The 23,384-nt window shown below is 42.9% G+C and carries 25 protein-coding genes; 9 read left to right on the top strand and 16 right to left on the bottom strand.

The features are described from left to right. Positions 1-6: 6 nt before the first annotated feature. The 3 genes from ccoG to ABDD94_RS02800 are packed head-to-tail and all read left to right on the top strand — an operon-like array spanning position 7 to position 2,506. Positions 7-1,383, top strand: a complete 1,377-nt coding sequence (gene ccoG, locus ABDD94_RS02810) for a cytochrome c oxidase accessory protein CcoG (protein WP_345954587.1) — start codon at positions 7-9, stop codon at positions 1,381-1,383. A 5-nt stretch (positions 1,384-1,388) separates the two neighbouring features. Continuing rightward, complete coding sequence (locus tag ABDD94_RS02805; protein WP_345954586.1) at positions 1,389-1,820, top strand: FixH family protein; 432 nt, start codon at positions 1,389-1,391, stop codon at positions 1,818-1,820. Continuing rightward, positions 1,817-2,506 carry a sulfite exporter TauE/SafE family protein gene (locus ABDD94_RS02800; RefSeq protein WP_345954585.1) on the top strand — a complete coding sequence of 230 codons (690 nt, stop codon included), beginning with the start codon at positions 1,817-1,819 and terminating at the stop codon, positions 2,504-2,506. The genes ABDD94_RS02805 and ABDD94_RS02800 overlap by 4 nt, the downstream gene beginning before the upstream one ends. A gap of 329 nt (positions 2,507-2,835) precedes the next feature. Here ABDD94_RS02800 and ABDD94_RS02795 read toward each other — a convergent pair whose 3' ends face one another. Continuing rightward, the gene (locus tag ABDD94_RS02795) at positions 2,836-3,150 is read right to left on the bottom strand and encodes a hypothetical protein (RefSeq protein ID WP_345954584.1); all 315 of its coding nucleotides are present in this window, start codon (positions 3,148-3,150) and stop codon (positions 2,836-2,838) included. Positions 3,151-3,291: 141 nt separating this feature from the next. Here ABDD94_RS02795 and ABDD94_RS02790 point away from each other — a divergent pair, with 141 nt between their 5' ends. Beyond that, complete coding sequence (locus ABDD94_RS02790; RefSeq protein WP_345954583.1) at positions 3,292-4,158, top strand: universal stress protein; 867 nt, start codon at positions 3,292-3,294, stop codon at positions 4,156-4,158. A 24-nt stretch (positions 4,159-4,182) separates the two neighbouring features. Further along, positions 4,183-4,944, top strand: a complete 762-nt coding sequence (locus tag ABDD94_RS02785; RefSeq protein ID WP_345954582.1) for an SDR family oxidoreductase — start codon at positions 4,183-4,185, stop codon at positions 4,942-4,944. An 80-nt stretch (positions 4,945-5,024) separates the two neighbouring features. Here the strand turns inward: ABDD94_RS02785 and ABDD94_RS02780 are convergent, their stop codons facing one another. Further along, the gene (locus ABDD94_RS02780) at positions 5,025-5,765 is read right to left on the bottom strand and encodes a zinc metallopeptidase (RefSeq protein WP_345949335.1); all 741 of its coding nucleotides are present in this window, start codon (positions 5,763-5,765) and stop codon (positions 5,025-5,027) included. 208 nt (positions 5,766-5,973) lie between these two features. Between ABDD94_RS02780 and ABDD94_RS02775 the strand changes: the two genes are divergently transcribed. Beyond that, positions 5,974-6,759 (top strand): hypothetical protein, encoded by a 786-nt coding sequence (locus ABDD94_RS02775; RefSeq protein WP_345954581.1) that lies wholly within the window; start codon positions 5,974-5,976, stop codon positions 6,757-6,759. A 97-nt stretch (positions 6,760-6,856) separates the two neighbouring features. On the opposite strand, the gene ABDD94_RS02770 is transcribed toward ABDD94_RS02775, so the two are convergent. The 7 genes from ABDD94_RS02770 to ABDD94_RS02740 form a co-directional block, all read right to left on the bottom strand. Next, positions 6,857-7,666, bottom strand: a complete 810-nt coding sequence (locus tag ABDD94_RS02770; protein ID WP_345954580.1) for a hypothetical protein — start codon at positions 7,664-7,666, stop codon at positions 6,857-6,859. A gap of 135 nt (positions 7,667-7,801) precedes the next feature. Next, positions 7,802-8,203 carry a DoxX family protein gene (locus ABDD94_RS02765; RefSeq protein ID WP_345954579.1) on the bottom strand — a complete coding sequence of 134 codons (402 nt, stop codon included), beginning with the start codon at positions 8,201-8,203 and terminating at the stop codon, positions 7,802-7,804. An 81-nt stretch (positions 8,204-8,284) separates the two neighbouring features. Then, positions 8,285-8,737 carry an SRPBCC family protein gene (locus ABDD94_RS02760; protein WP_345954578.1) on the bottom strand — a complete coding sequence of 151 codons (453 nt, stop codon included), beginning with the start codon at positions 8,735-8,737 and terminating at the stop codon, positions 8,285-8,287. A gap of 1 nt (position 8,738) precedes the next feature. Next, a complete protein-coding gene (locus ABDD94_RS02755; protein WP_345954577.1) occupies positions 8,739-9,245 on the bottom strand; it encodes an SRPBCC domain-containing protein in 507 nt (168 codons plus the stop codon). 2 nt (positions 9,246-9,247) lie between these two features. Further along, positions 9,248-9,574, bottom strand: a complete 327-nt coding sequence (locus tag ABDD94_RS02750) for a metalloregulator ArsR/SmtB family transcription factor (protein WP_345949341.1) — start codon at positions 9,572-9,574, stop codon at positions 9,248-9,250. A 286-nt stretch (positions 9,575-9,860) separates the two neighbouring features. Further along, positions 9,861-10,781: a helix-turn-helix domain-containing protein gene (locus ABDD94_RS02745; RefSeq protein WP_345954576.1), complete on the bottom strand. Its 921-nt coding sequence runs from the start codon at positions 10,779-10,781 to the stop codon at positions 9,861-9,863. 67 nt (positions 10,782-10,848) lie between these two features. After that, a complete protein-coding gene (locus ABDD94_RS02740; RefSeq protein ID WP_345954575.1) occupies positions 10,849-11,682 on the bottom strand; it encodes an SDR family NAD(P)-dependent oxidoreductase in 834 nt (277 codons plus the stop codon). Positions 11,683-11,913: 231 nt separating this feature from the next. Here ABDD94_RS02740 and ABDD94_RS02735 point away from each other — a divergent pair, with 231 nt between their 5' ends. The 3 genes from ABDD94_RS02735 (at position 11,914) to ABDD94_RS02725 (ending at position 14,953) form a co-directional block, all read left to right on the top strand. Then, on the top strand, positions 11,914-12,714 hold the full coding sequence (locus tag ABDD94_RS02735) for a hypothetical protein (RefSeq protein WP_345954574.1): 801 nt from the start codon (positions 11,914-11,916) through the stop codon (positions 12,712-12,714). 146 nt (positions 12,715-12,860) lie between these two features. Next, positions 12,861-13,748, top strand: a complete 888-nt coding sequence (locus ABDD94_RS02730) for a dienelactone hydrolase family protein (protein WP_345954573.1) — start codon at positions 12,861-12,863, stop codon at positions 13,746-13,748. Between the two features lie 383 nt (positions 13,749-14,131). Then, positions 14,132-14,953, top strand: coding sequence for an alpha/beta hydrolase (locus tag ABDD94_RS02725; protein ID WP_345954572.1), 822 nt, complete (start codon positions 14,132-14,134; stop codon positions 14,951-14,953). Between the two features lie 141 nt (positions 14,954-15,094). Here the strand turns inward: ABDD94_RS02725 and ABDD94_RS02720 are convergent, their stop codons facing one another. The 7 genes from ABDD94_RS02720 to ABDD94_RS02690 form a co-directional block, all read right to left on the bottom strand. Next, the gene (locus tag ABDD94_RS02720; protein ID WP_345954571.1) at positions 15,095-15,463 is read right to left on the bottom strand and encodes a nuclear transport factor 2 family protein; all 369 of its coding nucleotides are present in this window, start codon (positions 15,461-15,463) and stop codon (positions 15,095-15,097) included. Between the two features lie 183 nt (positions 15,464-15,646). After that, positions 15,647-16,738, bottom strand: a complete 1,092-nt coding sequence (locus ABDD94_RS02715; protein WP_345954570.1) for an acyltransferase — start codon at positions 16,736-16,738, stop codon at positions 15,647-15,649. A gap of 439 nt (positions 16,739-17,177) precedes the next feature. Continuing rightward, the gene (locus ABDD94_RS02710; RefSeq protein WP_345954569.1) at positions 17,178-18,731 is read right to left on the bottom strand and encodes a reverse transcriptase domain-containing protein; all 1,554 of its coding nucleotides are present in this window, start codon (positions 18,729-18,731) and stop codon (positions 17,178-17,180) included. A gap of 802 nt (positions 18,732-19,533) precedes the next feature. Further along, positions 19,534-19,722 (bottom strand): hypothetical protein, encoded by a 189-nt coding sequence (locus ABDD94_RS02705; RefSeq protein ID WP_345954568.1) that lies wholly within the window; start codon positions 19,720-19,722, stop codon positions 19,534-19,536. 119 nt (positions 19,723-19,841) lie between these two features. Next, the gene (locus tag ABDD94_RS02700; protein ID WP_345954567.1) at positions 19,842-21,383 is read right to left on the bottom strand and encodes a DUF4955 domain-containing protein; all 1,542 of its coding nucleotides are present in this window, start codon (positions 21,381-21,383) and stop codon (positions 19,842-19,844) included. A 249-nt stretch (positions 21,384-21,632) separates the two neighbouring features. Further along, the gene (locus tag ABDD94_RS02695) at positions 21,633-22,097 is read right to left on the bottom strand and encodes a hypothetical protein (protein WP_345954566.1); all 465 of its coding nucleotides are present in this window, start codon (positions 22,095-22,097) and stop codon (positions 21,633-21,635) included. A 72-nt stretch (positions 22,098-22,169) separates the two neighbouring features. Next, entirely contained in the window at positions 22,170-23,273 is a 1,104-nt protein-coding gene (locus tag ABDD94_RS02690) for a Gfo/Idh/MocA family oxidoreductase (RefSeq protein WP_345954565.1), read from the bottom strand. Between the last annotated feature and the right edge of the window lie 111 nt (positions 23,274-23,384).

Raw genomic sequence — 23,384 nt, 5'->3', positions numbered from 1 at the left:
TGTGTGATGATGTTATCTGAAACGAATAAGCTGGATGCGGTAAGTGATGGAAAGCGTAGATGGATGTATCCGCTTGTTCGTAAGGATAAATTGTACCAGTACCGCAGCTGGTTAAGCTATATATACCTTATCTTATTTTTTGCTGCCCCTTACCTGCGCATTAACGGGCAGCCGGTACTGCTGCTTAATGTGATTGAGCGCCGTTTTGTACTGCTGGGCCAGGTATTTTGGGCACAGGATGTTTTCATGTTTGTACTGGCTATGCTGGTATTTGTGGTATGCGTGGTATTGTTTACCATTGCCTTTGGCCGTGTTTTTTGCGGCTGGGTCTGTCCGCAAACGATATTTATGGAAATGGTTTTCCGAAAAATAGAGATATGGATAGAAGGCAGCCCTAAGCAACGACGCCTGTTAGACCAAGGGCCTTGGAACAAAGAAAAAATACTAAAGAAAACAGGAAAGCATATAGCGTTTATTGTGCTTTCGTTTATCATAGCCAATACTTTTCTGGCTTATGTTATAGGCAGCGAAAGTTTATTAAGAATTATTACCGAACCTGTTAACAGGCATTGGTCGGGCTTTGCCAGTATATGGATATTTACGGGCTTATTCTACTTTGTTTACAGCCAGGTACGAGAAATTGTGTGTACCGTTATTTGCCCGTATGGCCGTTTACAGGGTGTATTAACTGATAAGCACACGCTTATGGTGGCTTATAATTATCTGCGTGGCGAACCGCGCGGTAAGCTTAAACGTCCGAGCGAGGAGCCCAAAGGAGATTGTGTGGATTGCGGCTTGTGTGTAGATGTTTGCCCAACCGGCATTGATATTCGGAAAGGCACCCAGCTAGAATGTGTTAATTGTACAGCTTGCATTGATGCCTGTAACCAGGTGATGAATAAAATAAACAAGCCGCTTAATCTCATTGGTTTTTATTCCGAAGAGATGATCGAACAAAAGGTTAAGCCATCCTTTACGGGCCGGATGGCTGCTTACAGCAGCGTAATGGTAATATTACTGGGAGCCCTTACCTACTTTATACTTCAACGCAGCGACATAGATATTACGGTGATGCGGTCGGCCGGTTTACTTTACCAGGAACAACCTGGAGGTTATATAAGTAATATTTACAGCGCCGATATTGTAAATAAAACCAACAAAATACAATCAGTTAAACTGGTTGCCAATAATGCCGGTGTAAAGATCAGATATATACAACCACTAAGTAAGCTGGATAAAGAGCAATCAGTACGCACTACATTTTTTATGCTCATACCGGCTAGCCTTATCCATACAACCAAAACAGAAATCAAATTAAAAGTAATGCAGGGCAATAAGGTGTTGGGCACAGCCAGCACCACCTTTATAGGACCTATAAATTAAAAAAGATGAAACTTAACTGGGGAAATTATTTAATAATGGGCATGGGAGCTTTTATGGTTTTCATTATTAGCATGGGCGTATATATGTTCGCCCAAACTAAAGACGATTACGATAAGCAATACTATGAAAAGGGCATCAACTTCGACCAGGATTTTAATCGTGGAAAGCAGGTTTATGCTGATAGGGCCGTACCTAAAGTAAGCTTTGATGCACAAAACATGCTGGTACAATTTGCTGCGCCTGCAAAAGGCAAGCTACGCTTTACCCGTGCAGCCGACAGGCGGATGGATAAGCTGTTCCCGGTTGAGTGTATTAAAGCTGCTGATCCGGTAATAATACCGCTAACAGCGTTTGCCAAGGGCCCTTACAAACTGCGTGTTGAATGGCAAAGTAATCTTAAGCAATACTTGTACGAGCAAGATATAACGATTAAATGAGCGAAGATAAGATAGCTTTCTTTATTGGTCTGTTTGGAAGTGTGCATTGCATTGGCATGTGTGGCCCCCTGGCTTTTGCCATACCCGTTGCACAAGGCCGCGGCTGGCTGCTGTTGGGCGACAAACTCATTTACAACCTGGGCCGTACCTTTAGCTATTGCCTCCTGGGCTTGCTAACCGGCTTGATAGGCCAGCAGCTTTGGCTAGCCGGGCTGCAGCAATGGGTAAGCCTTTTTAGCGGGATATTCATTATCATGGCCGCTTTTGTCCGCTTGCTTAAACTTTCTGTAAGCAGAAGTGCCGCCGTTAAAAATCACATGGGCTGGTTCAATCGCTTACTTTCACATGCTTTAAAGCACCAATGGGGCCACTTATTTATCGGTGTTTTAAATGGATTTTTGCCTTGTGGTTTTGTGTACCTGGCACTAGCTGGTGCGGTTAATACAGGTAACGTAATTAGTGCCGTACAGTATATGTTTTGGTTTGGCATGGGTACAGTACCGCTTATGTTGCTGGCTACTATAAGTAGCAGTTTAATCAGTATACCGCTTCGGCGCCAGGTAAACAAAGTTATTCCATATATCATGCTGGTTTTGGGAGTATGGTTTTTACTGCGAGGTTTAAACCTTAATATTCCTTACCTGAGCCCACCTAAAACAGTAACAGAAACCAGCATGTGCGGGTAAGGCAGTGTTTAGCTCAAATTTAACAATTACTAAGATTACATTTTACCGTAATGCTCTCGTAATAAGATGTGGCTTTGGCACGAGGCTGAATACCTAGAGGCACTGACCCTGATATAAACGCATAAGATCAGATATTTACCTGACATGATATTTGACCCGGAAGTGTAATAAGCAATTGATCGTCTGCATTGAGCACATGAAAGCCTGTGGTCACTGGCAATCTTGACAGGCCGTACAATTGGTGCCAGACAAAAGCGTCAAGATATAGGGTATCAGGCCGGCCAGCAAATGGGATTCGTTACGCAGACCGTTCAAAAGAAACTAGCCGTTTAGTGGTTAATCGCATGTAATGGGTGGCGGTTATGAAACAGGCTTGCTTTAGCATACCTTGTCAATCCGAATAGGCCGTTGTTTACCTGCCCAATCTCAAATGTGTGCTGATAATGATAATTTCGCTCTTCATATTCCCATTCCAAGGTCAGCTCCCAATTTCCGGCTTCCAATCCTCTTAGCGCAACGGTAAGATCTGTGCTGACACCAGTATCGAACCTGCGGCAAATGCTTGCATTTGTTTGTTCTGAAAGGGGACGGAACCGCAGTTTACCCCTAACCGGATGCTCGAAAGAAAATTTAAGTGTTTTCATTATCAGTAAATTAACTGACTCAAAATTAACCCTTTCGAGAGCCTTACAAAGTGATTAGGGTCATGTTTTAGATTGACGCTGGTCTTAGTTCTTTTATCAGCTTTCCCGGAAATTTGCGTCATCATCAACAAACATGACATCATGAAAAAGATTGCTGTTCTTACCGACTTTTCCGAAAGATCTGCTAACGCTGCCGCTTATGCTTTAGCGATTGCATGCCGCCTAAAGGCAGATGTATTACTGTTCCATACTTTTTTGGTTCCTTCATCTGAAACCATGGGTGCGCAGATCGCCTGGCCAATGGAAGATTTTGAAGAAATTAAAGCTGGCGCTGAAGCCACATTGCAGGAAACAGCCCAACAACTGAGCACAGCACTTGACCGCTCCAAAGTTGGATTTTGCCCAAAGATAGAATGTCAGGCGCAGGAAGGCAATTTAAACGCGTGTATGGAAACGTCCCTTGCCGGGCGTGATGTCGTCCTGCTGGTCATGGCCAATCATCATAAGGGTTTCTCGTCGTTGATGCTGGGCAACCATACCCAGCAAGTGCTGGACAACACTGATCTGCCGGTATTGATAATTCCTGAAGCAGCCAGCTTCCAGAATGTCAAAAAGATTGCTGTTGCCACCGACCTTAAGGACGATGACCTGCAGATCATTCATTCACTGGCTAACCTGGCACGGCCATTCAATGCAGAAATTCTGCTCACTCACGTTTGTGAGCACACGCCGGAGAATATGCGTAAGGTGGAGGATTTTTTACATAAGGTGACTAATAAGATTAATTACCCTAATATCTATCATCGTGAGTTTGATGAACACAATACCCATAAAGGATTGCAAGATATGGCGGGCAATGTGCAAGCAGACTTAATGGTTATGGTGCATCGTCGGAAAAATTTCTTTGAACAGCTGCTGGGAATCAGTTATAGTCAGAAACTGGCTGCAGAAAGCAAGGTGCCGCTACTGGTATTCCCTTACCCAACAGAAACGTTACCTGTTTTTTAAAAAGCTTCATACTAAATATTTATCATGAACAAGTTAGATAACAAAGTAGCGGTCATTACCGGCGCAGCAGCCGGAATGGGCAAAGCCATTGCTCAACTATTTGCCAGGGAAGGTGCAAAAGTAGTGATCTCGGATATTCACTTTGATGGTCTCCAAAAAGTAATTAAAGCGATTCAGAAACAAGGTGGCAATGCCATCGCTGTAACGGGCGATGTGTCTGACCAGCAACATGCTCAGGAACTGATCGACACCGCGTTCGCTAAGTATGGCCCGCCGGACATCCTGGTCAACAATGCAGGCATCATGGATAACTTCGTTCCGGCAGCTGAAATAACGGATGAATTATGGGAACGCGTACTTGCCGTAAACCTCACTGGTCCGATGCGGCTCATTCGCAAGGTGCTGCCCATCATGTCCGCAAACAAAGGCGGTTCAATCATCAACGTATCTTCCATCGGCGGCCTGCAGGGCTCACGTGCGGGTGCGGCTTATACAGCCTCAAAGCACGCACTGATCGGCCTTTCCAAAAATGTAGCCTTTCAATATGCCGATCAGGGTATTCGCTGTAATGTCATTGCTCCGGGCGGTGTTAATACCAGCATTGGAGAAACACTTAAATCGCCCAACAAATTTGGAATCGCCAAAGCGATGTCGGGGGCGGCTTTCAATCCCCGCAGCGGCGAATCCGGCGAGATCGCAACGATCGCCTCATTCCTGGCATCGAATGATTCCAGTTTCGTGAACGGTGCTGTGATCGTTGCAGATGGTGGCTGGACAGCCTATTAAACCCAACTTTTGGAATGCAACTTACAGAAGAGTTTAGCCCTGCCTAATCAAAGACAGGGCTTTTTAGATGATCAGCACAGTTAATTACGCCGACTGCTACTCAGTAGCGATACATAATACAGGAGCGTTGCTAACGAGCCTAAAGCCGCAACCACATAGGTCATAGCGGCCCACCACAGGGCGTCTTTAGCTTCGGCATGTTCCTGCCGGGTTTGCATTACGCTGTGGTTGTTATCCAGCCAGGCCAGTGCACGGCGGCTGGCATCAAACTCAACCGGCAAGGTTACAAAGCTAAATGCCGTAACTATACCCAGCGCCACCACACCAATAAACAACACAAACGGATTGCCCGAAAAAATGAGCAGCATAACGCCAATCATCAGTGTCCATTGGGTAAGTGTTGAGGCCGTGCTTACAATAGGCACCATAGCCGAGCGGAAACTAAGCCAGCTATAAGCCTGTGCATGCTGCACAGCATGGCCGCACTCGTGCGCAGCTACGGCTGCAGCAGCCACACTACGGCTGTGGTATACATCTGCGCTTAAATTCACGGTGTGGTTTTCGGGGTTGTAATGGTCGGTTAACTGACCTTCAACCGATATAACCTGCACATTGGTAATACCATGATCGCGCAGCATACGCTGGGCAACTTCGGCACCCGAAAGGCCTGATGATAAACCTATCTCTGCATATTCTTTAAACTTGCTTTTGAAACGCCATTGTACCGCCAGGCTAATTAAGCCAATGGCTATCATTAACAACCAGGCTGAGTTAAACCCACCCGGGCCCATGTAACCTAATATGAATTGTAAATGAATCATGTCTTTTTAACTATTATACTATAAGATCATCAAAAAGTATTCCGTAGCGGTTCAATAAGGCGTTGCTGTGCTTGGAGGGAAGTTAAGTTATAAAAGCTGTCAATAATACAGTATGGCAATGTTAAAATGTCGTATGCATTAAATATTAATCCAACTGTATCACTCCAAAACCTTGCCGCGTATAGCTAATAACCTTATCACAATTTCGATGAAAAAGATGATTATAATTTTATTGCTGGCAGTTGCGGCCACCTCTTGTAAAAAAGAAAGATACCGCAATCCTGAACCATGTCCAACTGATTTGAATGTGCTGAACTATGTGCAGCGCTATTACGATGATGGCACCTATTACACCGAAAATTACACGTACGATTATAACCTTCGCCTTGCTAAGTCTGAGCACCGCAACCAGGCAGGTGCATTACTGTCTTCGCTGGAGTATCATTATTCCAATGGGCTGCTCACGGGCGTAACACTTAATTCATCTGCCAAAAAAGTAGCCGAACACAACTATTATTATGCAGGTACCGGCAAGCCTGCTAAGTTTGAGTACCTGGAATATGACACGAGCAATATACTTAAATTGGTTTTTGAGCAGTTGTATGAGTACAATAACCAGGGGCAGATCATAAAAACCACCGTTAATCATTACAATGGTTTTCCGTCATATTATACCACAAGCTCTTATTCCAATGGTAACCTTACCGGCCAAAAGCAGTACTCGCTGCCGGGAGGTGCGCTTACAACAGAGTTTGTTTATGAGTATGATAACAAAGCCAATCCATACTACAGGCAAGTGGGGCCAGCTTTAGACAATGCCAGGTACTATTCAAAAAACAATATAACCCGCGTTGCCAATATTACAGCCGGTAGCGGGGCGGTAACCGAATTAGTTACCGAGTATGAGTACCGGGACAACCTATGGCCTGTAAAATCATATTATAGATATAATAGCGGCACTAAAACCTTAGGCACAGTTTACTTTTATAAATAAGGAAAAGGTAGTACAACGCCATAACGCAATGGTGTTATGGCGTCTTAATTCCAGTTCATATTGGCCTCTGTAGGATAAATATATTATTGAGAAAAATTTAATCGCCACCACCACACCCGCTGCACCCAGAGCCCGAGCAGCCCGAGCACCCGCTGCCACACCCACTATCGCCACCGCTATGACCGTCATGACCACCGTGCGTATGTGAAGAAGAATCACAGCCGCCTGAGCTATCGCCTCCGCAGCCGCTAATTTCGTTGCTGCGTTCTTTATTGGAACTTCGCAAATTGTAAATGAGCAGGCCGATGAATACTGCAGCCACCAAGGGGATCTCTAAAGAAGGTTCAACATCTTTAATTACAACAAAAAAAATTAAGATTGAGACGGCAATTGCCCAAAACGCTATTGTTTTAAAAGCATTAAGGGTTGAGCGTTTAACTAACGCAAAGTTGCTGATATTTACCCTTTGAAAATTAATATCTGAAAATCGTGTCGAATTATCCAGCCAGATGTCGGCGGGCGGTTCAGTCTTAAACTTTTCGGTGTAAACCTTAAAAGACTGTGTATAATAGCCATTAAATTTTTTTGTTTCGTGGCTGCCGCCTTGCGTAGGGTTGTGATGAATTTCCTGGTTAAGCGTGTTCTTGCAAAAGTCGACCCAGTAGGACTTGGTATAGGTTAAGTGCAAATGCCAGGCTTGGTCAACCGCGTCTGATGGTGTAATACTACCTGAAGAAACACAGCATAAAAAAACGAACTTTTTGTACTCTTCTATTACACGGATCGTATAATTCTGATCCCAGCCATTTTCTCTGGCCAGCCTATCCGAAAATTTAAAGCTAGACTGATTGTCATCCAGTTCAAAGCGCTTAATTTTATCCCAAAGGGCAGATTCCGAAGCAGTCATCCGTCTTGCTAAATTACGCTCAACTTAGGCATTGTAAGTAAAATATGCAAATGCGTTTGTAAAACACGTACTGATGTTAATGGTAGCGGCAACATGATGTTGCCGCTACCATTTTTGCATGAGTTTTGGAATCACTTAAGAGCTTGTATCGTATTTGCCATTTAACTGGGCCTGGAGTTTTAGTTTTTTATGCCAGTAAACGTACGACACTAAAATGAACACAAACCCTAAAAGAATTGGTGCCCAATTCTTAACCGGATCGCCCACGGCAACAAAAGAGTAAACAGCGCCTATTAAATCGAAAGTAAACCCGGCATAGGCCCATTCCTTAAGTCTGGGAAAGCGGGGTACAAGTAAGGCAATTACACCTAAAATCTTTAATATGCTTAATAAGGGCAGTACATGAGGCCCATATCCAATGTGTTTCATCATAGCTTCGCCCTCTGCATTGGGCATCAGGCCGCCAATGGCCGAAAACAGCATAGCTACCGCTAATAAAATGGTAAATACCCAATAAATAATGTTTACTTTTTTCATGACAGGTTAAAGGTTGTTGATGGTTATGATATTGTTGTTCGTTTGCCTTTTAAGCTTTTACCTAAGCAAACCGTGTTTAATTTACTCATCTTGAGGCATAACTTCGAGCACCGCTTGCAGGCGGTCAAAGTTTTCCTCATTAGCCGGAGTAATAAAAGCTTTCAGCTTTTGACATTCCTCTGCCGATTCAAACGCCATTGTAAATATAACTTTGGTTTTTCCCGGCAGCTCTTCAAAAACAAAAGAGCCGGTAAAGGCATGGTTAGATTGCAGGTGATCGTAAACAATAAGCTCGGGCACAACAATTTGGGTAAACCTGTTTAAATTCTCGTAGCTGTTGCCATCGGGTGCATGCATGGTGAACATCCAGTTGCCTCCTATAGTAAAATCAAATTCTTTAAAGATATTAGTAAAACCTTTCGGTCCCCACCATTTGGCCAGGTACTCGGGCTGCGCCCATGCTTTGAATAGCTGCTCGCGCGAAAAGTTAAATACCCTGGTGCTTACAATTTCGTTTGCTTTATCTGTCATCATCTTATTCGGCTATAGATTTGAGATATTCTTCCAACACATTGAATGAACCACCAAAACCTTGCTGCATAGACTGGGGCATTTTAGCAAATTGTGCCATTTCGTCTTCTGTAGCATTTATGGGTCCGCCTTTCAATGTCATGATTGTTTTTCCGTCTGTTTCTTTCAGGGTGAGCACGTTCTTTATTTCAAGCGGCCAGTTTGAAAAGAAAGGCCCACGGATGATGTTACCTTCCGGATCGGCGAACGAGCTTACAAAAACAAGTTTGTGCGGGGCCGAAACTTCATGAAAAACAAACAGCCCCCACATTTCGGTACCATTGGGATGATCCATGCAGTAATGAAAAGTGCCTTCCGGCTTCAGATCAAATTTTTTAATGGTAATGCGGCTTCCTTTTGGTCCCCACCATTTGGCCAGGCGCTCGGGCTCCGTCCATGCTTTAAACACCAGTTCGGGCGGTGCATCCAGTATGCGGGTAATCTCCAGTACAGGTTCTGTTTGTGATGTCATATTTATGATTGTTTGGTTTGAATTTCCTTTAAGTAGTCCTCCAGCGAATCGAACCGGCTTTCCCAAAGTTTGCGGTACTGTTCTACCCAGTTTGCCACTTCGCCCAATTTTTCAAATCTACCCTCACAATAACGCTCGCGCCCTTTGCGCTTAATTTCTAGCAAACCGCATTCAGTTAGTATCTTTACGTGTAAGGATACAGCCTGCCGGGTTACGTCGAACTTTTCGGCAATAGCATTTAAATTTTGTGGCTTCTCCGCTATCAGGCCAAGTATCGCCCTGCGGGTCGGATCGGCTATAGCCTGGAATACATCTCTTCTGGCATCCATTTCAATAGTTTTTACTGCACACAGCCCCAGTTGGTAATTACCCTGTAAATAACTGATAATACTATTTGCAAGTATCTGCTTGCAAATATATACGCAAGCATGTACTTGCGCAAATTTTTATTATTTATTTTCTTTAAGGAGTAACGTTTTATATAAAAAACAAACTCGAGCCATTAATATTAGGCGTAGTATAGTTGCTGGCTTACAAAGTTTTGGTCAAGAGTGTGTGACTTACCGGATTTGCTTGGTTACTATCAAAGCCTGCTCGTAAAAAACTGTATAATAGTTAGTTAAATGATGCTCTGAACTCAAGCGGCGACAGTTGCGTTTTGCTTTTAAAGAGCTTGTTGAAAGACTGCGGGTATTCGAACCCCAATTGGTAAGCAATTTCACTAACTGATAACGAAGTTGTGGTTAATATATCCTTCGCTTTCTCAATTAGTTTGTGATGAATATGTTGCTGTGCATTAAGGCCGGTTAATGACCGAAGCATATCGCTTAAATAATTGGGCGATACATGGAGCATTTCAGCAATATAGCGTACGGTTGGCAGGCCCTGTTGCTGCACTTTGCCGCTGTTAAAATAGTCTGTAAGCAGTTCTTCCAGATTAGTCAGCAGGTCATTATTAGCTTGTTTGCGGGTGATGAACTGGCGGTTGTAAAAACGGTTACAATAGTTAAGCAGCAATTCAATGTGAGATAGTATCACATCCTGACTGTAATGATCGGTTGCCGACTCATACTCCAACCGAATGTTCCGCATCGTTGTATCTATCATGGCCTCTTCCTTTTCTGATAGATGTAGCGCCTCACTAACAGCATAAGAGAAGTAGCCGTAAGACTTTATTTTGGTTCCTAATGTATGCCCTTGTATAAAATCAGGATGAACCACGAGCCACCAGCCCGATAACTGAAGACCTGCAACGATATCGGTGGTTACTACCTGCCCCGGCGAAAAAAACGTCATCACCCCCTCATCAAAATCGTAGTAATTTTGGCCGTATTTCATCGTCCCCTCAAAATTCTTTTTCAGTGCAATACAATAAAAGTTATAGCAAACGCTGCGCAGGCTTTCATCTGTATAGCAGGTAATCTCACTAAAGTCAATAACACTAATTAATGGATGCGCTGGCTTGGTTATTTTTAAGAGCCGGTGTAACTCGGCTATAGAGTTGATGGCATAAGGGGCATGATGTTCTTTACTCATAAGCGATGAATTCTTTAAAGTGCGGGCAAGAGCAAGTTACTAAAATGCCGCTTACCCTTACTTAGGGTTATGCTATATTAGTAGATAGTGTTATATGTTTCCAGGCTTCTATCTCCTCCTGTTCTTTTCGGCGGTGTTCGGTAACCAACTGATAGGTATCGGGGCCCAGCAGCAAGTGTAATGGAGGGTTGGGCATATCCGTTAAATCCATTAATATTTTAACCAGCTTCTCCGGATCGCCTATTTGTTTTCCGCTAAACTCACGCCACATTTTTTCGGCCTTGTCTAATTGATACACATCAATTTTGTTTTGGGCAAATGTCATCGACCCTTTATCCATAAAGTTAGTGCGAAACTGGCCGGGTGCAACTACGGTTACCTTAACGCCAAAGGGCTGCACCTCTTGCGCCAGGGCTTCAGACAAGCCTACCACCGCAAACTTGGCAGCATTATAACTGGCGGCCTTTGCAAAACCTACATACCCTGCATTGCTCGATATATTGATAAAGTGCCCCGAGCCTTGCTTCCTGAAATAAGGCATGGCTGCCCTAATGATATTAACGGTGCCAAATAGGTTTACATCCATACTACCACGAAACTCCTCGTCCGTCATTTCTTCCATGCTGCCCACCAGTGAATAGCCTGCATTGTTTACAACCACATCTAATCGTCCAAAGTGTTCAATGGCTTTTTGGATACTATCTTTTACATTTTTATCTGCTGTAATGTCGACCGCTAAAGGCAACAAATTTGCTTTATCGTTCGGTAATTGGCTTTCCAGCGCTTTAACATCTCTTGTTGTGGCAGCCACTTTATTGCCGGTTGAAAGAAGGAGTTTTACCAATGCCAGCCCAATGCCTTTTGAGGCTCCGGTTACAAACCATACTTTTTTATGTTCCATAGCTTAATCATATTTATTAGGATACAAAGATGGTAAGGCCCGACGCAAGCAAATTATCCGAATCCCCGATGGTTGTATCCAAAAAGGCCGTAAGCTTCTGCTGAGCAGATTGAAAAGAAGATGCCGGGACTTAAAATACAGAAGTTAAAATGTGATATTCCTTGGCGACATGTTATATTTGGTAAGACTGCGTATAGAGTGTTGTGCTTGTTATAACCAAGATAACCAGTTATGGATTTGATTGCAATAAATAAGATATTGGAATACATTTCTGCTCGTCCAGAATCACAAACGGCCTTTTTAACATTTTTGAAAGAATATGAGCATGAATTTAGAAAGCGTTTTGAGCAAGCTAATGGCTTTAGCGGGGCGGGTGTAGGCGCAGGATCGTTTAGTTTAGGAACAGGAGAATATATTATAGAATACGAGTGGCGTGCACAATTGAATGCCATCTGCATCACTTGGCTAGGCAGTAGAGAGGAGCATCAAGCTTATATAAAAGATAAATGGAGAATGATGCAGCCTGCAGGAAGAAAGTTTGTAGTTGAGCATGTTGTTATTACAGTAAGCGGAGGCCGAACCAGTACTAAACGTACTGTTGTTCCTTATGATGACGCTATCGAACCCACAACACCGCAGCCCCTAATGGTAGCTGAATTTGAAGCAGATTCCTATCAAAAAGTTGGAGAAGCTTTGAGCACGCGTTTCGAGTACGAACAGGCCTTGGGAAGAACTATGTCTATTTTTAGTGCTGAGCCAACTACACCAGAGTTTGCAGAACTTAATTTGTTAATTACTGCTGTAAAAACTTATGAAGCGCAGTATGTAAAATTCCCAGAACTGCGTTTACTTGACCTTATAAATCATAGGATGGCTATGTTTGGATTAACGTCGGAAAACTTAATGACATTTTTCGGCACACAAGAAAACAAAGATCTGTTCTTTGCCGGTAAAAAGCAGTTAACTAAAGGTAAGCTGCAAAAGTTATTTAAAATGTTAGGTATAAAAATTCCGGCTTCCGAATTTGAGTAATTAATGCGGAGCTATTACTACACACAACATGGCATAATTCAGTCGCTCGTGTACAATGGGTAAGTGTTGCAGGTAGCATTACTGTTACCGTATGGGGAAATAAATGATTGCTTTGATTTACTACATTTGAAAAAAAGCCTTTAACGATGAGCGAGATCAACAAAGAAGAAGTTAAACAGGAAGTGTTTGACCTGTATGATGACTATGCACACAACCGACTCGACCGGCGTGCATTTATGCAAAAGCTTTCTCTTTATGCCGTTGGCGGATTAACTGTGCCATCATTAATGAGTTTTTTGATGCCCGATTATAAAGGGAACGTACAAATTATGCCCGATGATCCGCGTTTAACATCTGAATATATCAATTATGCCTCACCCAAAGGCGGCGGTACAATTAAAGGCCTGCTATCCAAACCAGTAGATGCCAAAAAGAAATTAGGAGGTGTTATTGTGGTTCACGAAAACCGCGGATTAAACCCTTACATTGAGGATGTGGCCAGAAGAGCTGCCTTGGCGGGCTTTGTTTCATTAGCGCCCGATGCGTTAACACCGCTGGGGGGTTATCCGGGCAATGATGATGAGGGACGTGCTATGCAAAGTAAAAGAGACAAGGGCCAGATGGAAGAAGATTTTATAGCGGCTTACAATTACCTGAAAAATCATAAAGACTGCAACGGCAAAGTAGGTGTTGTAGGCTTTTGTTATGGCGGCGGCATAGCCAATATGATGGCTGTTCGTGTGCCGGAACTGGCTGCTGCGGTACCTTTTTATGGCAGCCAGCCTACAGTGGCTGATGTGCCTAAAATTAAAGCGCCATTAATGCTGCACTATGCATCGCTTGATACCCGGATTACAGCCGGCTGGCCAGCTTACGAAACTGCTTTGAAAGAGAACGGCAAAAACTACCAGGCCTTTATTTATGAAAACGTGAACCACGGCTTTCATAACGATACCACACCCCGTTATGACAAAGCCGCCGCAGAGCTGGCCTGGAAGCGCACCATTGACTTTTTTAGTGCGCATTTAAAATAGATGTTCTCTATATAAACAAACAAAGCCCTAAAATACATGAGGCTTTGTTTGTTGACATGACCATACCTCCCCGCTTATCTATTTGATTGATTATTATCATAACGCTCCTGATTTACAGATGATCAGCAAGCCCGAGGGCGCAGCAGCTACTAATTGGGCTTTGTGAACATTGTTATCCTTTTGTGAAATTTTATTGAGCCCATACTTTGGGTTGCTTTATTTGCTACTTTAGTTTTTATGGAAACGTTGGTTTTAAGGTAATCAGTGTAATAGCCGCAGGTTTACTGCACCTTAATAGCGCAAAATGAATAGCTTACAACTGCAGTTTGCTATACAACTGTTTCCACTAATTCATCAATCATCATAACAAAAAACAAAACGCCATGAGTAAAATCACATTGAAAGACGGAACCGAAATTTATTACAAGGACTGGGGAACCGGTCAGCCTATTGTATTTCATCATGGTTGGCCTTTATCAGGTGATGACTGGGACGCACAAATGATGTTTTTTTTGCAACAAGGCTTTAGAGTTATTGCACATGACCGGAGAGGGCACGGAAGATCTAGCCAAACTGCCGACGGACATGACATGGAAACTTATGCGGCCGACGTAGCCGAATTGACTGAGGCCCTTGATTTAAAAAACGCTATACACATTGGCCATTCTACAGGTGGTGGCGAAGTTATTCGTTACGTTGCCAAGTATGGAAAAGATCGTGTAGCGAAAGCAGTGCTCATTAGTGCAGTTACGCCTATCATGGCCCAAACTGAAAGTAATCCTGACGGCATTCCTATGTCGATATTTGATGAGATACGCGAAGGAACAGCTACCAGCAGACCTCAATATTTCCAGGATTTCACCCTCCCGTTTTATGGATTTAACCGTGAAGGTGCTAAAGTATCGCAAGGCATCAGAGACAACTGGTGGCGCCAGGGGATGATGGGCGGCATAAAGGCCCATTATGACTGTATCAAAGCTTTCTCTGAAACTGATTTTACAGAAGATCTTAAAAGCGTAGATATTCCGGTATTGGTTCTGCATGGGGAGGATGACCAGATTGTTCCGTTCGAGCTTACCGGTGTAAAAGCAGCTAAGCTTTTAAAGAATGGAAAGCTAATCACTTATCCGGGTTTTCCACATGGTATGCCTACAACAGAGGCAGCAACCATTAATAAAGATCTTTTGGCTTTTATTCAATCATAAATAAATCGAAGTTCAGCAAAAAAGCTGTCGCTATGTTAATAGCGACAGCTTTTTGCATTATAAAGTTCGCGGACTTGGTGGTTGAGGGTATTGCTGCTGTGGCAGAGGTCGATTTTAATAATATTCCAATTGTGTAAGCATTTAGCTTTTTTCAATATCCATACGTTGTAATAAACCATCGTTTATCAAGTAAACATGGGTTACTTTTCCTTCAAACAATATATTGCCTTCTAAATCCTTCACCAGTTGGTCAACCTTAACTTCTAAGGTGCCGTTTTCTCTCTCGTAAAAACCAACCGGCGTTACCTTTGGGTCTATCTCTTTCCATTGCCGTTCCCAATAAGCGCTTACTTCATTGTGCCCGTTTGCATAATCACCCTCCCATGCCTTCGACCATTTTACGTCAGGATGCATAACTTGTAGTATTGCACCAATATCCCTGGCGTTAAAAGCAGCATAAGCACTTTCAATTAATTCCTGTTTTTTTAGCGTGTTATCGTTGTCCGTCATATTTCTCTTAAAGTTTAAACTGTAAAATGTTGGGGCACCAAAGCTGTATTGCTTACACCCCATAGTAATTAATGATAGCGTTATACAGACAAGTGCATTTTATTTAAGAAATATCACCTGTAAAACGCGTACAGCCTATTTGACTTATAAGAAACAAGTGACGTTAAGCAACGGTTACTTTTACTAAGCCAGCTTTTTATTCCGTTTATTGCTCAGATATTTCCTCACCGGGGTGTCGTAAACTACCATTACCAAATATGCCGCCCCAACCAGCAGAAATATACTTACCGTGATGATAAGAGCCAGTTGTGTAGTGTCTGGCTTATGGCTGGTGTAATAATTACCAAACATCCATAACACGGCATAATGTGTCATGTACAAAGGGTAAGAGATGTTACCCAAGAAACTACATACCTTTTTAAAGCCGGGTGTTAACGGAGTACCTGCCCCCAAAGCGATCAGTAAGGGGAAGTATAACAACACCACCAAAGGCTCAGATAGCCAATTCCATTTGGAGGATGGCATAACAAAGGCCAAAAACAATAACACACCAGCACCCAAAAATCCCAGCTTGTTCTTAACGATCCAGTTTGAACGGTAAATAAGCAGTCCTGCTAAAAATGAATACGATATCCGGGCGCTTCCGTCCCAAAAGGTAGGGCCGCTCCAGCCACCCAATAAATTGCCTGAATGGTAAGCTACCCAGCAAATAGCCACTGCCGAAACGATGGTTAACAGCAACAGGTAGCCACGCCTGATTTTACAAAGCACAAGTGCGTAAACTATATTGGCAACGTACTCCCAAAACAACGACCACGATGGTGCATTGAAACTGAACAGGTTGAAACCCCTGTCGGCTATTACAGGTAAGGGAATAAGCAATATGGAGCAAAAAAATGTCAGGATAATTTTATCGGTGTTGTATAATTCAGGATGGCCGCCAAAAGGGTCGAACAAAAATGCCAGCAAACCTAATACCGACCCTGCTACTACTAAGGGGTGCAGCCGTATGATTCTTGCTTTAAAAAATTCAAATACGCCCATTTTGGCTATACGATCATCATAGGCATACCCAATTACAAAACCAGAAAGGCAGAAGAAAAAATCGACAGCCAAAAAACCATGTCCGATAAAATTCTGGCTGGGGTTGGTATAAACCCATTCCATAAAATGGAACAGGACGACCGCCAGGGCAGCAACGCCCCTTAAACCATCCAAAACTTCAAAATGCTGTTTGGTTTGCAGAATTACCGGGTCGGTTTGGTTTGTATGCATTTGATGTGCCTGTCGGAGTTTACAATAAGTTAACAGCGTTATTGCGGTTGCCGCAAATTATCTAAAATTTATAGACCAGCCAAACACACAAGCGATTCAAGCAGTAATGGAAATGACGCAAACACCAGGCGCTTAAAGATTCTCACGAATCAAAATCTTTAATTTGGCTTTTCTTTCACATGAGTTCTTAGTGGACAACATCAAACTTCATTATGAAGGTTCTGGTCAATCTCAAACTATTTACAGTCGATCGAGAAAGTTTGCAACGCTGTGGCTGGTGGATTTTTGTCAGCATCAACAGGATTAAAATTCATCTGATAAAACAGATTCGACTGCATTTACTGCATTGCAAGAAAGGGGCCGGATCAAGTATCTTGTACTATATATTATTCCTGCCTGAATATTATCAGACCCGATTTACTAACGAGAAAATCTCGTTCTAAATTAATTTCCTTTTTGCCACCATTTTTACGGTCTTATTAGACGCCTGTCTCCATAGAGCTTCTTTCAATTTTAACGCGTAGCGCTGTTCATTTTCTTTATTGAGTTCACTTTGTAGGATGGTGAAATGCCGGCTGAGCTGCCTTTTTATTGCTGGTGAGTTGAACCCTTCTTTTATATTAATTCCTGAACCATAGGATTCCGATGCTGCGCGATAAGCATAAGATATAAAATTATTTCGTCCAGTATGAGCATATTTCGCCAGTAAATCTTTGGTTAAGATTTTGGTTGTGTCTGACCTCTTCCCATAGGCTTTCAACACAGTGTTTCGGATACCCGCTTTCATCTTCCTGAAATAACGGGACAAACTTCCTGGCCGGATGTATACACGCTCTCCATCAAACTCAAATCCTAAATACTGTAACTTTTTTCTCTTACCTTTTACAGCATTTTCGGAACCATCAAATGCAACTACCTTTTTATAAGTTTTTCTAAAATCAATGACCTCAGTTTTATCTTTTTGAATTTTAAGACCATGGTAGTCGAGCTGTTGGCAAAGACGATCACGTAAATAATCAACATCCTTTGTTTTACATATAATGAGAATATCGTCACAATATCTTCGATAAACACTTTGCATTGTTGAACATAAATTATGCATATGCTTGTCGAATTCCAGTAAGTAAACATTGGATAATGTAGAGCTGATTGCTGAACCTTGTGGAATACCACGAGGAATCTGACCAATCCCCAAAGGGTGGTCCTGGGCTGAATTTTCTAAAAATGAATTGTTACAAGCAACTAAATTCATCCGGCGTAGATACCCAAACTTTTCATGCACTTGCCTCCCACCTGTCAGTGTATAAGGCATAATATCTAGTAAACTTTTACCTCGTTCAATCTTATCAAAATTGAAATGCTTTTTCAGGGAATTTGCAGCTGCATAACTGTAGGTCGTCAAAGCTTTAAAGACCGCAAAAGTATTTTCATCCATTTTTGGTGTCTCGAGCACGGTCTGCCAATGGCGTTTTAGTTCTGCATGAGGAATTGTGTCGAAGTATCCCTTGATATCAAAGCCAATCGCCGTATAAGCCCCACCAGTTTTGCACTTTTCGCTTATCTGATCGAAGATTTCCTTTGCGAATTGAATATTACATTTTCCATCAAGATCGTCGCGATAAGCCAGTACACATTCTGAGAAACCTTTGCCGCGAATATACTGCTGGTATTTCCGCTTGAGCATCAAATCAAAATATGTGAATATTAAAGCATCAAAATGGGCCGCAAAAGAAATAGGACGTTCTTTTGTATCTAAACCGTAAGAGGACAATTCATCCTGATATCTGTACCGAGGGGTTTTTATGAAAATCTTTAAAAACGGAAAGAAAGGGTGGCGAGCGATACCCTTTCCTGAAGGATCTTTAAGAAGGTTCTTTAACTTAATTAATCCTTTTTCGACGTCAAATGGCCTATCGAAATGGGTATATCTTTTGGGAAATGATGTTCGAGCTTTTACCTCGAATTCCTCCCAAACATCTTGGTCAAACGGCATTAGGTTGAATTTAATGGGACATTAGCCAGGAAGCATAACAGTCTTAACTTCCTGGCTAATGCACAATGTCTTTGCACTGCTAAGTTTATGACCACTCCAATCATACGAGGACTTTTCACCTCTACGAACTTTATTCCACACTTGGCCGGTAAATATCTCTATCGGCACTTACGAATTAAGCTGACTGTTCAACTTAACCCCTCAGGGTATTATTAAGGCTTGACTGAGCCTTTATTCCAGCGCCCTGAACGTTAAAATCTTGCTGTTATAGATTTCTTCGGTATACTGTTTCCAGTGGAGCAAATTTAAAAGCTTAATAACAATGATTGCTAAACACCTCTCAACGGTATTACCGTCCTCCGGAACATCAGCAGCGCAGGATTACCTGGTACTGGCGGTTCTCGTCTTGCGTTTCATCGAGAATTTGCTTAACTTTAATCGTCACCCCTCGGCCTGATCATTTGATCTCTTCGGGCGCTCTAAGATAAATTTTTAATAGTTATTAAGATTTAATAGTTTTCCACATTGATTTAGATTTCAACAAATTAACGACGAAAGTAATTCAATAACCAGAACTTAAATGGCATTTACCTAGGCGACTCAAATTTGTAAGAAGTCTATCCGGTTATTTACCGAATAGAAGCATTTCGATTATCGGTAGTCAAGATAATTCCATAATCAATAGGTGAACCCATCAGTACATATCTCGACCTACTTACCAAAAGATTTGAGAAAGCTCACTCATAAAATCGTTCTCTTGTAATAACACAAAAGCCTTTGCTGGTCACAAAGGCTTTTGTATTTAAGCGTTCTCCACCAATTCCCTGATGGTTTCGGCCGATTCCATGACGTCGTAATTGCTATCTCCGGTGAATACCTTGGTTACATTGCCGTCAAAATCGGGCACTTCGTAAAAATAAAGTATGTTGTTGACGTTAAAATAAATTCTGCGGTTATCGGGCGCTTCAGTTAGTACAATCACTCTTGGCATCTCTTCTCCTTTTTATACAGCAACAGGCCTAACTTGCATAGGTTTGAATTTTAACCAGCTTAATTATCAAACCATTTATGACGAAAAATTACGCTTGGCTTTAATCTATGTGTAAAGAATCATTTTTTTAGTAACCGGGCTTTTAACTGTGCTTCATATAACGAAGGCGGATTAACCGGTTGATCTTTTGATTCCCAAACGGCTTGATTACGATTGGCAAAGCGCCCGGGTGCTTGCTTACCGGCTACCCCAATGGCATAATTAGTGCCCGACACCCAAGGATTTTGTACCGCCGCCGATTGAACCTTACAGTTCCACAACACCTGCGTAACACCCGACCAGCCATGCCCGGTGCCATAATTGCCCCTATCCTGCACGTTGATCTCGCCATCAGTATCAATATTATCATACAAAGTGCCAGCCGCCCAGCGTTGGTGCGGGCCAATATCAGCATGAGTGCGGCGGGCTTTGCAATGGTAAAACACATTAGGGCCACATACCCTGGCACCGGTTACATAATCATGCCTACCCTCCGTGGTTTCGCAGTTGGTAACCAAATTCAGTTGACCATCAATCACAAATGAATAACGCCGCCCGCCTGTAATTTGTGATTTAGCATCCAGGCATTTAGAATTAGTAACGGTGATGTTTTTTGAGGAGTTGTTAATATCCACACACGAATAACCGAAGTACCGCGACGTAACATGGTTTACCCAGCAGTTCTCGGCTTTAGAGAAAGCTACCGCACGCCAGCCATGATCTTCGTCATTATCGCCGGCATATTCGGATTCAAAGTAAATGTCCTCTATACCAACCTCAGCTATACGGCCTGCAAAATTGTATTTAAACAATTGCCCGCCGCCATATTTAGCTTCCATTTGCATTACCACGGGTGCATCAACAACTACCTTATTACCATTAACGGCCGTTATGGTACGCTCAAATTCCAGGTTAAATTCTTTGGGCTGCCATTGTAAGGTGCCTTCACGCGCATCAATGCGATCCATCTGCAAATCACTAATCCATGTCTGCGTTCCGGGCCGGTATATGACCACCTTATCACCAGGTTTAAACAGACCGGCAGCTTTTACATTAAAGCTGTGCGCACCTACAGGCACAAACGCATCGGTTATATCGGTACGGCTTCCGGCTATTTCCTGCAAACGGCCGTCGCCACTAACTTGCAGCAATGTGCGTTGCCCTTTACCTGTGGCTACAATACAGGTTCCATTTGCGGTATTGCCTTCGCCCCGTATTACAATACCACCTGTAGTAATCCGGATAGTACCCGGCACTAAATATTTGCCTTTCTTAAGCAAAACAGCACCGCGATAGCCATTAGCATCTGGCGCACGGGCCGATACCTCGTTAATCGCATCCTGTATAATTTGCTCACTACTGCCTTCCGCAGCCGGGCTTATGGTTTTCACTACCTGAACATTAGGCCATTCCTTTTCGCCGCTATGGTAGCCTACATTACTAAAATCGGGCAGCGTATTACCTTTGGCATCGGCCTTATACTGTAAGGAGCCGTCTTTTTGTAGCCTTACTAAATCTGCATCTACCAGCGCTTGATGGTAGGCAGTAAAAGATAGGGATATTAACGAAAGGCTTAAAGCCGGCCGCCACCAGTACGACTTTTTTAATTTCTGAATAAGCATAAGCAATGCTATGATAATTGGTTGGCTTAAAAGTAAAGTGTAGCAATACTTTATGCAAATAGATGTGCAATTAATAGTTCTATATCGTAAAGTGCTAGGTACGGTTGCCCTTTCGTCATGCCCGATTTATATTATGCCGGTACAGCAGCCATAAAAACACCTTCATGATGAATTAAAAACGAGATGCCCTGCAGTTTAACAACTGCAGGGCATCTTAGCACTTGTGTAATTAACTTACTGAAAAGTATCTTATTTACAATCTTCGAAAGAAGCCATTTGCTGACGCAAATCGGCAATGTAACCTTTTAGCGCCTCGGGCTCGCCGTGGTACTCAAATGTTACCTTATGCTTAGTTTGCCCCCGCTGTATTTCAATCCACTCCGCACCACCGTCGGCACAATCGGGGCAGCCATAAACGGCATTAAGCTTACTAAACTTTGCAAAATCTATTTTATCTATAATCTGCTTCCACTGCTCCTCCGTGAGTGACTTTTGGCAAGTCTTGGTTTCCGGCCCTCCATTCTTCCTGCGAATAAGCTGAACACCGCTTTGCTTAACGGTAAGCTCGTTGTTGCAATAGCCTGCACACATACCAAACGAAGTACCATATTTGATACTATCGCTGCTGCTAACATTTTCTTTATCGCAGCCAGAGAACAACAAACCTGCCGTTATTATGGTAATAATAACTGTTAAATTTAAAATCTTTTTCATAAAGTTTAACATTGATACACTCATTACGCATAATTAAGCTACTGTGCTACAGCATTATGAAAATTTTCATTCTTATACCAATTCCCTGCGGCCGCCGTTGTCCAGGCTACGGTATATAGCCTCAATTACCTTCATATCTTTAAGTCCCTCCTCGCCAGGTACACGGGTTGGCTTACGCAGGGCAACACATTGTGCAAAGTTATCCATTTGGGCAGCTTGCTGGTTCATTGGCTGGTAAACCAAGGGGCCCTTAGTAGTTTTGCCTTGAAGACCGTTATAATAAAAACTCGGACTAAGTTCAAAGCCGCCCCGCTGCGTAGCAGCCTTTAGGCTGCTCCAATTATTATTGTAGCTGCTTTTACACTGCGCTTTAAAGCCGCCAGGAAATTCTAACTCAAAAAACACAGTTTCATCAACTTCGTTAAATAAATCGGGGCGTGTCTTTTCCTGTTGTGCGGTAACAGCTATTGGTTCCTCACCAGTGGTGTAGCGAGCGGCTTGTATGGTGTAAATGCCCATATCCATCAGTGAACCACCGCCCGACATTGCCTTTTTTAAGCGCCAAGTAGGCGTGCTTCCCCATCTAAAACCGTTGGCTGCTTCAAGGCTGGTTAGAGCGCCCAGCACTTTTTGCTGCCCAAGTCGCATTACTTCCTGATGGTAAGGATCAAAATGCAAGCGGTAACCAATAGATAGCATTCGGTTAGCTTTTTTACAGACATTAATCATCTCAAGGCAGTCTGCCACGTTAAGGGCCATGGGCTTTTCACAAATAACATGCTTGCCGGCTTTAGCCGCCCTAATGGTAAATTCCTTGTGCATAGATACCGGGAGCACCACGTATACAATATCAATATCCGGGTTGTCTTTTATGCTATCAAAATTCTGATAATTGTAAATGTTATTTTGTGGGATATTGTACTTTTTTGCCCAATCCTTAGCTTTGGAAGGCGTACCGGTTACAATACCAGCCAGGTAACAATGCTGTGTTTGCTGCAATGCAGGCGCCAGTTGCCCGCTGCTGTAACCGCCCAAGCCAACCAGCGCAATACCCAGCTTTTTACCAGGCTTGGTTTTAGCCCAGGCCGGCCATACTGAGCTTAGAATAAGAGTGCCTGCGCCTATGCCGGCGAGCCGCATAAACGACCGCCGAGAGAATGGATGCGTATTTTTCATAGGAGTATAATGGGGTTATACTCAAACTTACAGAAATCTTAAGATAAAACGATGCGCAATTTTAATCGATTGTAGTGAATTAAAACTCATTATCTGTAAACAAAAAGTCCC

The sequence above is a fragment of the Mucilaginibacter sp. PAMB04168 genome (assembly GCF_039634365.2).
Lineage (GTDB): Bacteria > Bacteroidota > Bacteroidia > Sphingobacteriales > Sphingobacteriaceae > Mucilaginibacter.
The sequence above is the reverse complement of the archived record's forward strand: the minus strand, read 5'-3'. Positions and strand labels throughout refer to the sequence as shown.

Coding starts and splice junctions, on each gene's coding strand:
- ccoG (WP_345954587.1), top strand. CDS start 7: ATGATGTTATCTGAAACGAATAAGCTGGATGCGGTAAGTGATGGAAAG.
- ABDD94_RS02770 (WP_345954580.1), bottom strand. CDS start 7,666: ATGACTGCTTCGGAATCTGCCCTTTGGGATAAAATTAAGCGCTTTGAA.
- ABDD94_RS02710 (WP_345954569.1), bottom strand. CDS start 18,731: ATGCCGTTTGACCAAGATGTTTGGGAGGAATTCGAGGTAAAAGCTCGA.
- ABDD94_RS02805 (WP_345954586.1), top strand. CDS start 1,389: ATGAAACTTAACTGGGGAAATTATTTAATAATGGGCATGGGAGCTTTT.
- ABDD94_RS02775 (WP_345954581.1), top strand. CDS start 5,974: ATGAAAAAGATGATTATAATTTTATTGCTGGCAGTTGCGGCCACCTCT.
- ABDD94_RS02750 (WP_345949341.1), bottom strand. CDS start 9,574: ATGGATGCCAGAAGAGATGTATTCCAGGCTATAGCCGATCCGACCCGC.
- ABDD94_RS02715 (WP_345954570.1), bottom strand. CDS start 16,738: ATGCATACAAACCAAACCGACCCGGTAATTCTGCAAACCAAACAGCAT.
- ABDD94_RS02705 (WP_345954568.1), bottom strand. CDS start 19,722: ATGCCAAGAGTGATTGTACTAACTGAAGCGCCCGATAACCGCAGAATT.
- ABDD94_RS02795 (WP_345954584.1), bottom strand. CDS start 3,150: ATGAAAACACTTAAATTTTCTTTCGAGCATCCGGTTAGGGGTAAACTG.
- ABDD94_RS02730 (WP_345954573.1), top strand. CDS start 12,861: ATGAGCGAGATCAACAAAGAAGAAGTTAAACAGGAAGTGTTTGACCTG.
- ABDD94_RS02800 (WP_345954585.1), top strand. CDS start 1,817: ATGAGCGAAGATAAGATAGCTTTCTTTATTGGTCTGTTTGGAAGTGTG.
- ABDD94_RS02780 (WP_345949335.1), bottom strand. CDS start 5,765: ATGATTCATTTACAATTCATATTAGGTTACATGGGCCCGGGTGGGTTT.
- ABDD94_RS02755 (WP_345954577.1), bottom strand. CDS start 9,245: ATGACATCACAAACAGAACCTGTACTGGAGATTACCCGCATACTGGAT.
- ABDD94_RS02695 (WP_345954566.1), bottom strand. CDS start 22,097: ATGAAAAAGATTTTAAATTTAACAGTTATTATTACCATAATAACGGCA.
- ABDD94_RS02725 (WP_345954572.1), top strand. CDS start 14,132: ATGAGTAAAATCACATTGAAAGACGGAACCGAAATTTATTACAAGGAC.
- ABDD94_RS02720 (WP_345954571.1), bottom strand. CDS start 15,463: ATGACGGACAACGATAACACGCTAAAAAAACAGGAATTAATTGAAAGT.
- ABDD94_RS02785 (WP_345954582.1), top strand. CDS start 4,183: ATGAACAAGTTAGATAACAAAGTAGCGGTCATTACCGGCGCAGCAGCC.
- ABDD94_RS02745 (WP_345954576.1), bottom strand. CDS start 10,781: ATGAGTAAAGAACATCATGCCCCTTATGCCATCAACTCTATAGCCGAG.
- ABDD94_RS02790 (WP_345954583.1), top strand. CDS start 3,292: ATGAAAAAGATTGCTGTTCTTACCGACTTTTCCGAAAGATCTGCTAAC.
- ABDD94_RS02765 (WP_345954579.1), bottom strand. CDS start 8,203: ATGAAAAAAGTAAACATTATTTATTGGGTATTTACCATTTTATTAGCG.
- ABDD94_RS02690 (WP_345954565.1), bottom strand. CDS start 23,273: ATGAAAAATACGCATCCATTCTCTCGGCGGTCGTTTATGCGGCTCGCC.
- ABDD94_RS02760 (WP_345954578.1), bottom strand. CDS start 8,737: ATGATGACAGATAAAGCAAACGAAATTGTAAGCACCAGGGTATTTAAC.
- ABDD94_RS02735 (WP_345954574.1), top strand. CDS start 11,914: ATGGATTTGATTGCAATAAATAAGATATTGGAATACATTTCTGCTCGT.
- ABDD94_RS02740 (WP_345954575.1), bottom strand. CDS start 11,682: ATGGAACATAAAAAAGTATGGTTTGTAACCGGAGCCTCAAAAGGCATT.
- ABDD94_RS02700 (WP_345954567.1), bottom strand. CDS start 21,383: ATGCTTATTCAGAAATTAAAAAAGTCGTACTGGTGGCGGCCGGCTTTA.